Source organism: Rothia sp. HMSC078H08 (assembly GCF_001808955.1).
Lineage (GTDB): Bacteria > Actinomycetota > Actinomycetes > Actinomycetales > Micrococcaceae > Rothia.
Genome location: NZ_KV795257.1, coordinates 456,987 through 467,731, shown reverse-complemented (window position 1 = coordinate 467,731; position 10,745 = coordinate 456,987). Strand labels below are relative to the sequence as shown.

Annotated in this window: 7 protein-coding genes; 3 read left to right on the top strand and 4 right to left on the bottom strand. The window is 60.0% G+C overall.

Translation table 11 applies throughout. The features are described from left to right. The 3 genes from HMPREF2528_RS09065 to HMPREF2528_RS08615 all read right to left on the bottom strand — a co-directional run. Window positions 1-136: biotin/lipoyl-containing protein (locus HMPREF2528_RS09065; protein ID WP_305793661.1), on the bottom strand; the 136-nt coding region annotated here is incomplete at its 3' end. A 204-nt stretch (window positions 137-340) separates the two neighbouring features. Continuing rightward, window positions 341-1,726, bottom strand: a complete 1,386-nt coding sequence (lpdA, locus tag HMPREF2528_RS08620; protein ID WP_012903261.1) for a dihydrolipoyl dehydrogenase — start codon at window positions 1,724-1,726, stop codon at window positions 341-343. A gap of 434 nt (window positions 1,727-2,160) precedes the next feature. Further along, window positions 2,161-3,657, bottom strand: coding sequence for a leucyl aminopeptidase (locus tag HMPREF2528_RS08615; protein WP_012903262.1), 1,497 nt, complete (start codon window positions 3,655-3,657; stop codon window positions 2,161-2,163). Between the two features lie 421 nt (window positions 3,658-4,078). On the opposite strand from HMPREF2528_RS08615, the gene HMPREF2528_RS08610 reads away from it, so the two are divergent. The 3 genes from HMPREF2528_RS08610 to HMPREF2528_RS08600 all read left to right on the top strand — a co-directional run bounded on the left by HMPREF2528_RS08610 (window position 4,079) and on the right by HMPREF2528_RS08600 (window position 8,921). Further along, entirely contained in the window at window positions 4,079-4,984 is a 906-nt protein-coding gene (locus tag HMPREF2528_RS08610) for a PAC2 family protein (protein WP_012903264.1), read from the top strand. Window positions 4,985-5,243: 259 nt separating this feature from the next. Continuing rightward, the gene (locus tag HMPREF2528_RS08605; protein ID WP_049349547.1) at window positions 5,244-7,127 is read left to right on the top strand and encodes a hypothetical protein; all 1,884 of its coding nucleotides are present in this window, start codon (window positions 5,244-5,246) and stop codon (window positions 7,125-7,127) included. Window positions 7,128-7,535: 408 nt separating this feature from the next. Then, complete coding sequence (locus HMPREF2528_RS08600; RefSeq protein WP_049349549.1) at window positions 7,536-8,921, top strand: RNA polymerase sigma factor; 1,386 nt, start codon at window positions 7,536-7,538, stop codon at window positions 8,919-8,921. A 553-nt stretch (window positions 8,922-9,474) separates the two neighbouring features. Here HMPREF2528_RS08600 and HMPREF2528_RS08595 read toward each other — a convergent pair. Next, window positions 9,475-10,620 (bottom strand): ADP-ribosylglycohydrolase family protein, encoded by a 1,146-nt coding sequence (locus HMPREF2528_RS08595; protein ID WP_070543741.1) that lies wholly within the window; start codon window positions 10,618-10,620, stop codon window positions 9,475-9,477. Window positions 10,621-10,745 lie beyond the last annotated feature (125 nt).

Genomic DNA, 10,745 nt, shown 5'->3' with positions numbered 1-10,745 from the left:
TGTCAACCTTGTCGGTGGAAACCTCAACCAGGGGTGCGTCAACCTCAATGGTGTCGCCGACCTCAACGAGCCAGCGGGTAACGGTACCCTCGGTCACGGACTCGCCCAGTGCGGGCAGTACTACGGTGTGGGACATAATCTTTCCCGTTCTCCTTGTGAATGCTTGAACTAGAAAAATGTGAGCGGCGACCCGGATGCGCGCCGTATGCGTTGTAGCACGTCGACGCGCATCCGGATAGGGGCGTTGTTCAGCGGATACGCCCGGCAACCGCTAACGACCAACGGTCGTCAATACTAAGCTGACGCGCTAACGCCAGTCAGCAAAATTTATGCGCTGTGATTATGCGCTGTGCAGCGGGGTGCCGTTCAGGACCATTGCAGCCTCACCCAGAGACTCGTTCTGAGTCGGGTGTGCGTGGACGAACTTAGCGACGTCCTCGGGGAATGCTTCCCAAGCAACCCACATCTGAGCCTCACCAATCTGCTCACCCATGCGCTTACCAATAGCGTGAACACCAACGATGGGGCCGTCCTTCTGGCGGACAACCTTCACGATACCGGTAGCACCGAGGATAGAGGACTTACCGTTACCAGCCAGGTTGTACTCAGCGGTCTCAACGTTCTCAGCGCCGAACTTCTCCTTAGCCTTGGGCTCGGAGTAACCAACAGAAGCAATCTCCGGGTCACAGAAGGTGACCTTGGGGATGTTGATGTCTTCAACGATGGTGGGGTTCAGGCCAGCGATTTCCTCAGCAACGAAGATACCCTGCTGGTAACCGCGGTGAGCCAGCTGAACGCCGGGGACGATGTCACCAATAGCGTAGATGTTGCCAACGCCGGTGTGCAGGCGCTCGTTAGCCAGGACGAAGCCGCGATCCATGGGGATGCCCTGCTCCTCGTAGCCCATGTTTGCGGTGTTCGGGCCACGACCAACAGCGACCAGAACGATCTCTGCCTCGAAGACCTTGCCGTCAGCCAGGGTGACCTTAGCACCGTTAGCGTCCTGCTCAACCTTCTCGAAGAGGGTGCCGGTGTTGAACTTGATGCCGCGCTTCTTGAACGCACGCTCCAGAACCTTGATGATTGCCGGGTCCTCGTTGGGAACCAGGTTCGGCAGGCCCTCGATGATGGTGACGTCAACGCCCATAGCGTTCCACATGGATGCGAACTCGCAACCAATCACGCCGCCACCGAGCACGATAGCGCTCTTGGGCAGGTAGTCCATCTCCAGTGCCTCAGTGGAGGTCAGCACGCGACCCTCAATGGGCAGACCGAAGGTCTTGGAGACCGAACCGGATGCCAGGATAATGTTCTTACCCTTGTACTCAACACCACCGACGGTGATGGTGTCCTGAGCGGTCAGCTTACCCTCGCCGGGGATAACCTCTACGCCCTTCATCTTCAGCAGGCCTGCAAGACCCTTGAACTTACCGGAGACGATGCCGTCCTTGTAATCGCGAACCTTGCCCATCTCGATGGACTGCAGTACAGCGTTAACGCCAACCTTGGACGCCTCGCGTGCATCTTCAGCCAGCTCAGCAGCGTGCAGGTACGCCTTGGTGGGGATACAGCCGGTGTGCAGGCAGGTGCCGCCGACCTTTTCCTTCTCGACCAGGCCGACGGTGAAGCCCAGCTGGCGTGCGCGAATAGCTGCAGAGTAGCCAGCGGAACCGCCGCCGAGGATGAGGATGTCGAATTCTTGAGCCACGATATTGCTCCCTTGCATAGTTGTTGGGGTTGAAACCCCTGCAATGAGTTCTTTTTACCAATTTATTGGTAGGTTCCTCAGCATGCGCGAAAGGCCCGCGAGCTCGAAAAGTCGCGCGCCCTCCACGTACGCAGAAAAACACTTAATACAACAATACCCCCGTTGAAGGTCGTTTAAGTTCACTCAGGGCGGTTTTAGCCGATTAATCGCCCAAACACCCCAAATTTTTCACTACGCAAGAAAAGGGGCGCGTCATAGAACAGTGCGGTGACAGGACCACCGCAGCGGTCGTACAGAACGCACCCTCGAAAAGACGCAGAGGAGGGCTCCCCGGTAGAAGTACCGGAAAGCCCTCCTCAGATCAGCTCTATGCTCTATGCTATGCGGCCGCACACCAGATAAGGGGCACCAGTTAGGATGCTCCAGTTAGGACGCGCGCCCAGCCAAGCAGACTACTTAGCGTACGACTCGATGAAGTTCACCAGGGTAGCGGTACCGAAGCCGGTGCCTTCCTTCGGAGTGAAGCCGTACGGGGACTCCTCATTGAACGCGGGGCCCGCAATATCCAGGTGAGCCCAGGGGATGCCCTCGCCCACGAACTCCTTCAGGAACAGGCCCGCAGTCAGCGCGCCACCGTAGCGGGAACCAATGTTCTTGATGTCAGCAACGGGGGACTCCAGGCTCTTGCGCAGGTAGGACTCCAGCGGCATCGGCCAGTAAGACTCACCCGCAGCAGCGCCGGCTGCAATCACGCGGTCACGAATCTCCTCGTCACCGAGCAGAGCCGCAGTGCGCAGACCCAGAGCAGCCATAGCGGCACCGGTCAGGGTAGCGATATCCAAGATGACGTCCGGGTTCGACTCAGAAGCCAGAGCGATACCATCAGCCATGACCAGGCGACCCTCAGCGTCAGTGTTCAGCACCTCAACGGTACGGCCATCACGCATGGTGATAATGTCCTCCGGGCGCAGTGCGTGACCGCCGGGCATGTTCTCAGCCAGGCACAGGTAACCGGTGACAGCAACCGGAACATCCAGCTCAGCAGAAGCAACCACAGCGCTCAGAACCGATGCCGCACCAGCCATATCGCACTTCATGGTCATCATCGAAGCGGCAGGCTTCAGCGAGTTACCACCGGTATCGAAGGTGATACCCTTACCAACCAGAGCAACGTGAGCCTTCGGGTTCTCCGGGGTGTACTTCACAACGGCAAGAACCGGCTTGCGGGGCGAACCCTGACCAACACCGGAAATGCCGCCGAAGCCCTCCTCTGCCAGGCGGTCGTGGTGGAACAGTTCAATCTCAATGTTCGAGTAATCCTCAGCGACCTCAGCAGCGAACTCAGCGAAAGTCTCCGGGTACAGGTGCGACGGGGGCAGGTTCACCAGGCGGCGAGCGTCCTTAGCGGTCTCGCCCAGAACCAGGCCGTGCACCAGAGCCTCTTCAGCCTCTTCCTGATCAATCGAAGAAACAATCAGAATGGACTCGATTTCTTCCTTGATCGAATCCTTGGTCTTGAAACGCAGACCCTCTTCAATGAAGTTGCCCAGCACAGCGCCGTGAGCAATAGCCTCAATTTCCTCTACCGAAGAAACGCCGAAATCGAAAGCAACCTCCTCAGCGGAACCAACCAGCTGACGAGCCGCAGAACCGGCGGCGTAACGCAGAGCATCCAGGCGCTCCTGACCCTCAGCGGTATCAGAGCCCAGACCCGCCAGCGCCACAATGCCGGCACCGGTGTCCTCAAGACCGGGCAGACGCAGCAGCTGATCGGGTGCGCCCGAAGCGCCCAGCGCCTCCAGCAACTCGTTAATACCCTCAACAGAGTCCTCAGACAGGGAGCTCGGCGCCAGGTACGGGCCGTCCGAACCCTTCAGAACGCCCAGAACCAGAACGTCAGCTTCGAGCGCTTCAAGGTCGGTGCTGTGAATAGACAGAGACAGAGACATCGTTACTCCTTTGCGTATGTCTTCTCAAAATAGTCGGGGCACATCCTCGCGCCCGAAAAACTCAACTGTAGGCCCTCGAAGAGTGAGGATGAATACCGCCGCGCAAAGCCACGCGGACTACTGCTTCTACTCTACACGGATATGTAGGAGGGCGTGAGGTTCAGCTCTCACCCCGAACAGCTGGCAGAACAGAAAAATGCACAAGAAGCCGAGCTGCAGCGCCTTAAGAACGTCGACGAGACACCAAGCAAGTTCACCTACTGCGAGAAAAGCCCGCACACTGTCGAGACAGGGCAGTAGTGGCATAAAATGAAAGACTAAGGAAAACGTCAGATAACAGAAGACGCCCCTTCGCCCCGAGCACAGAACTGCTGAGATACGTTTGTGCGCGGCGCGAACCAGACAGAAGTGAGGAGGCACGATGCTCAACCCCGAAGATCTCTACTTAGCCAACACCAAAATATTGGACGACCCCAGGATGCACGGGCTAACCCTCGTCATCGCCCTCTCCAGCCCGCAAGACGCAGGCTCCACCGCCGGCCAGCTCGGACAGGTGCTACTCAGCGAACTCAAAAACATTGAAATCGTCGAGTTCGACAGCGACCAGCTGCACAACTACCGTGCCCGCCGCCCCTACATTCGCTACGAAAAAGACCATTTCGAAACGCCGCAATACCCGCAGCTGAAGCTCTACGCCGTAGAAGATAGCCTCGACAAGCCGTTCCTGCTGCTCACCGGTGCCGAACCGGATCTGCAGTGGCAGCGCTTCGAAAAGGCGGTGCTGACCATCGCCCAGCGGGTCAAGCCATCCCTGGTCGTGCTGGTCTCCGCATTCCCCATGCCGGTGCCGCACACCCGCCCCTTCCCGATTACCGCGCACGGTTCCCGCAAGGACCTGATTCACGGCATCTCCCCGTGGAAGCCCAGCGCGGACGTGCACGCGACCGTCACCAACCTGTTGGAAGTGCTCTTCACCGAAAACGGAATCGACACCGTCGGCTTCGGCGTGAACATTCCCCAGTACATTTCGGAGGCGGACCTGCCGCAGGGCACCCTCACCGCCCTCGAACACGTGGGCATGGCGGCGCACCTCTCCCTACCCACCGAGAACCTGCGCGAAGCCGCACGCCACGTGCACAGCCAGATCAACGATCAGGTCAAGCAGAACCCCGAAATCGGTCGCATGATCACGGCCATGGAAGAGAACTACGACGAGAACTTCCGCACCTCCGATATTGCGATTCCCCTCTCGCGACGCGACGCGCACAACGTGCCCAGCCGCGACGAGATTGGTGCGCTCTTCGAGCGGTTCCTCGACGAACAATAGATGTGGGCGAACAATAGGTGCGCGCAATAGGGGATACCGTCCGTCGGATACCGCCCGCCAGATAGTGCGTGCCAGATAGTGCGTGCCAGATAGTGCGTGACAAATTATGACGCGGCACCCCGCGCCGCTGTGGACAAACCTCGGCGCACAAACGAACAATACGAATAAATCTGTGGAACCAACGGACACATGAACCGAAGTATCCACAGATTTATTTGTTTAACCCCGTACCCCGCGCAAACCATGCCACCGTGAAGGCATGAACGCAAACAATACCTCCAACGGCAATACCCCCAACAGCGACCACTTCCACAACGAACACTTCCACAGCGGCTACGACACGCCCCCGCCCATCCGCAACGAATACGACGTGCTCAGCTGCGCCCTCCACCAGCACGGCTACTGGCCCGACCACTCACTCATCATCCTCACCGCAACCGATGACACCCTCGGCCCCAGCCTGCGCGTCAACCTACCCGACGAACCCTGCACCCACAGCGAACGTGCCGACTTCCTGCACGAAACCTTCACCAAACTCCCCACCCGTCACAACGGCGAAACCCTCACCCGCTTCTACGCCATCATCATCGACGGCGACAACACCGTACGCCAACGCCAACTCAACCCCGACACCGCGCAACTGGCCGCCATCGAAGAAATCCAACAGGACGTCGACACCCAAATCCCCATCAACGCATGGCTCCACCTGCTCCACGACCCGCGCATCGTCAGCGAACTACGCTGCGAAGACGTCATCTACGCAGGCGGCGCCAGCATCTGGGCGCTCAACCCCGAACAGCAAGCGCTCACCCTCCTCGCACCCATCGAAGAAATCCGCCACAGCAGCTACTACACCTGGCTCACCCGCCACGGCGACACCATCGCCGACACCGCCCAACACAACTACGCCCACAGCCCCTGGGACACCGACCCCACAGCCAACCCCGAAACCCGCCACGACTGGGAAAACGCCGTAGAACTCTGGGACCACACCCACACCACCCGCCACGACGAAGCCCGCCAGGGCGTCCGCACCATCTACCGCCAAGCCCAAATCGACCTCTGCTACTGGGACGCCGCCATCAACGCCGCCGCGCACCTGCTCACCACCCACCCGGTCGATAACGCGGGCAACCCCATCACCGGTGACGCGCCCACCATCGGCGACGCACTCCGCGAACTCATCCCCGCCGAAATCGCCGGGCACCTACGCGCCTCCATCGCACCCGCAACCCTCAACCCCATCACCGCCGAAATGCTCACCTACCTCGCCGGCTACGGGCTCAACCACGCCCAAAAAGCGCTCGCCTACCTGCACTACTCCGCCCAATACACCTACCACGCCTTCGGCGGCGAATACCCCAGCCCCGACCGCGCGCCGCTCGAACCACCCCGCTACGGCACCCGCATCACCCGCAAAACCTACATCCCCGCCAGCTTCACCCACGCACTCAGCGCCACACCCGGTACCGAACAGGCACACGTACGCGCCGTGCCCGAAAAATGCGTGCAATGGCAAGACTGGATCCGCCGCACCCACCGCACCATTCAGCAGAGCCGCAGCATTCAACAGAACCGCAGCAACCAGCACACCAACCTCAACGGCTGGGCACTCGAAAACCTCACCCCCGCCGACCTCGCCAGCGCCGCCGAACTCAACACCATCAGCCGCGACCTGCTCCCACGCCTCGAGGAACACCCCAAAGACCACAACGCCCACAACAAACTCGAAAACCTCAAACAACGAATCGACGAAAGCTGCACCAACAGCGAATACCTCACCAAACACCACGCCGTCTACACCCACTACCTCAACGCCCTCAAAGGAAAACTAGACAGCCCCCACTGGGCACGCCTCAACGCACTCGAACTACTCACCAGCCTGCTCACACCCCACAGCACCGACGGAGAATACGCCGAACTACGCAACACCCAAGCCTGGGCCAACTGGTACAAGGGCTACAGCACCTACGCCCGCATGCTCCGCCAAGAAGCCCACCGCCACACATTCGGAAAGGACCTCAACATCCTCGATGTACACCTCAACGCAGGCAACCTACCCGCCTGGATCAAATACACCATCTGCGGCGAACCCGGAACACACCGCGAACCCATCAGCACCCTCAAACCCCGAAAACCTTAAAAGCCCGGCACCTAAAACCGGCACCTAAAAGCGAGGTACAAAACGAGGGAGGGGCGCGCCACCGGGCACGCCCCTCCCACCGACTCCTCCCGCCCACAACCGCACCCACCCAAAACCAGGTCCACAAGCCACCCAAACAGCGCGTCAAGTTGAAAGCAACCAAAAATCTGCAATACTTATATATTGACCCCGTACAGTCAATGCGCTATAACGCGCCCTCAAACCGCTCCACACAACGAGCAACGGAACCCTGCAAACCACCCAACGCACGCGGAATAAAACCCGCCCCCACAGCGTTAAACCGGATAAACGCAGCAAACACCCCGACCGAGGACGCCAGCACAGACTTGACAGGGTCTTAGGTGTTTTGCAAACAAAACACCCCACCACAAGCCAGAAAGGGTTCTAGTGGCACCTGCAACCAGCAAGAAGACCGTGACCGGCGACGCAACCGAAGAAACCGTCGCAAAAACCACCACCAAGACCACCCGCACCAAGAAGGCAACCACCAAAGCCGCAGCGGCAACCGAAGACACCACCGGCGCAACCGCCGAAACCGGTGCTGAAACCACTGCCGAAACTACTGCCGAAACCGAGGCAGACAAGCCCAAGCGCACCCGCAAAACCACCACCACCACCAAAACCGCAACCAAGCGCAAGACCGGTGGCCGCCGCAAAAAGAGCGACGACGAATTCGACCTCGGACTCGACGAAGAACTCGAAACCACCGACGGCGAAGACGAAACCGACGAAGAAGACGAAGAAACCGCAGCCAAAATAGAAGAAAAGAAGGCCGCAGAAGCAGTAGCAGCCAAGGGCTCCGGCTTCGTCCTCACCGCAAACGACGACGACGACGCACCCGCACAGCGCGTCGTCACCCCCGGCGCAACCGCCGACCCCGTCAAGGACTACCTCAAGCAAATCGGCAAAGTCTCCCTGCTCAACGCACAGCAGGAAGTCGACCTCGCCAAGCGCATCGAAGCAGGCCTCTACGCCGAACACAAGCTCGCTGAAAACCCCGACATGGACAAAGACCTCAAGAAAGCCCTGCGTTGGGTCGTCCACGACGGCAAGCGAGCCAAAAACCACCTGCTCGAAGCCAACCTGCGACTCGTCGTCTCCCTTGCCAAGCGCTACACCGGCCGCGGCATGCTCTTCCTCGACCTCATCCAGGAAGGCAACCTCGGCCTCATCCGCGCCGTCGAAAAGTTCGACTACTCCAAGGGCTTCAAGTTCTCCACCTACGCAACTTGGTGGATCCGCCAGGCCATCACCCGCGCAATGGCAGACCAGGCCCGCACCATCCGCATCCCCGTGCACATGGTAGAAGTCATCAACAAGCTCGCCCGCGTGCAGCGCCAGATGCTCCAGGACCTCGGCCGCGAACCCACCCCCGAAGAACTCGGCAAGGAACTCGACATGACCCCCGAAAAGGTCATCGAAGTCCAGAAGTACGGCCGCGAACCCATCTCCCTGCACACCCCCCTCGGTGAAGACGGCGACTCCGAATTCGGCGACCTCATCGAAGACTCCGAAGCAGTCGTCCCCGCAGACGCAGTGTCCTTCACCCTTCTGCAGGAACAGCTCCACTCCGTACTCGACACCCTCTCCGAGCGTGAAGCCGGCGTGGTCGCAATGCGCTTCGGCATGACCGACGGCCAGCCCAAGACCCTCGACGAAATCGGCAAAGTCTACGGCGTGACCCGCGAACGAATCCGCCAGATCGAGTCCAAGACCATGTCTAAGCTCCGTCACCCGTCGCGTTCGCAGGTACTGCGCGACTACCTGGACTAGGAAACATCACCTAGATTGAGCGGACGTAGCCGGTTCCCGCTCGCGGGGGAGTGCCCCCTCTGCGGCGATGAGCGCCTTGAGGACGGAGCCCCCGCTCCGCGTGACCGGCTACTCCGTAAAGGCTTAGTTTTGCTAGTTCTAGCACATACAGAAAAGGCTCTCCGAGATACCGGAGAGCCTTTTCTGCGTATATAAACAGTTTGTATATGCGGCACGCGGTCGATGCTCGCGTAAGTTTTGCACAGCCGGCTTGCGGACGATGCTCGCGGGGGGAGTGCCCCCTCTGCGGCGCCCCAATAAGTGAATGGGCTAGGCGCTTTGAGGATGGGGCCTCCGCCATTACGCATGCCCGCTATGCCGTCTAGGTTCAGTTTCGCTAGTTCTAACACATACAGAAAAGGCTCTCCGAGATACCGGAGAGCCTTTTCTATGTCTACATTAGGTCGCGAAGGATATTCGCTCGGGTAGGTTTCGTAAGCCGGCTTGCGGACGATGCTCGCGGGGGAGTGCCCCCGCTACGCATGTCCGCTGCGCCGCCAGCTATACCGCGCCGCTACAGACCCAGCTGACGCAGATAGCGGTCCGCCACCGCCTCCACCTGATCCAAGCCGCACACACGACCCAGCGCCTGCGACCACGCATCAGCTTCACCGCCGCCCACCGGGAAACCAGCCGCCGCCCACAACGCCGCCGTCATCGCACCCACCGAATCCGAATCCGAATCCACCGACACCGCACGGCACAACCCCTCAAACAAAGCGCCACGTACCGTCGCATCGTCGGTATCAGCAGGCAAGATCTTCACAGCATCCGCCGCGCACCAGAACGCCACACCCAACAGCTCCGGTGCCGTCCAACCCGTACCAAAATGCTCCGCCACAGCCTCCGGCACCGGCGCCACGCCCTGCTCGAGCAGCTCGACGGCACGACTCAGCGCCGCCGCGGTACGCGAAGCATCACCCGGAATCGAATCATCCGCCGCCACCGAACCACACCACGACACCACACGACGCGCCGCCTCCAACAACACACCAAACGAGCCAGACGAGGACGCCAACAAATCACGAACCAACAACGCATACGCCGCCGCCGAAGCCAACGCCTCCGGATGCCCATGCGTCAACGCCGCCGCACGCACCGCCAACAAAACCACCGTACGCTCCTGCGCCACCGGCAAAACACCCAACGCCGCCGAACGCACCAACGCACCACTACCCAAAGCATCAGGATTCACCGACTTCGACACCAACTGCATCTCACCCGAACCCAACGCCCGCAACGTCGCCGCACCCGGACCACGACGAGCCGTCAACTCGGGCGACCCATCAATCTCACGATCCAACGAAAACGGCGCAGACTCCGGCAGAACCTCACCAATACCGCGGAACCACCGTAAATACGCCAACCACAGACACGCCAACTCATCCGCCGCCGCGCCCTCATTATTCCACTCCAAAACCTCCGTCAGGCCATCTAAGGTGTAGCAGGTCAGCTGCGTATCATCACTGACCAGTAGCTCACCAAACGCCGACTCCCACGGCTTAGGGGCGCACTTCGCAATCTGCTCAGCCGACAACAACTCCAACGGATAACCCAGCGCATCACCCAGCGCAGACGCACGCAACAAGCCGCGCACCCTGCCCGCAAACTCAGCCGAAACCTCAGGTGCACGCGTGAACTCAACAGAAGAAAAACTCATAGGGCGATTATCCCACGGGTGGTTAGGATGCGCGGGGGATGTGCCGGGCAGCTTCGTGCTCATACTCGGGGGCAAGTGGCTTCGTGCTCATGCTCGCGGGGGAGTGCCCCCTCTTCAGCGCCTGG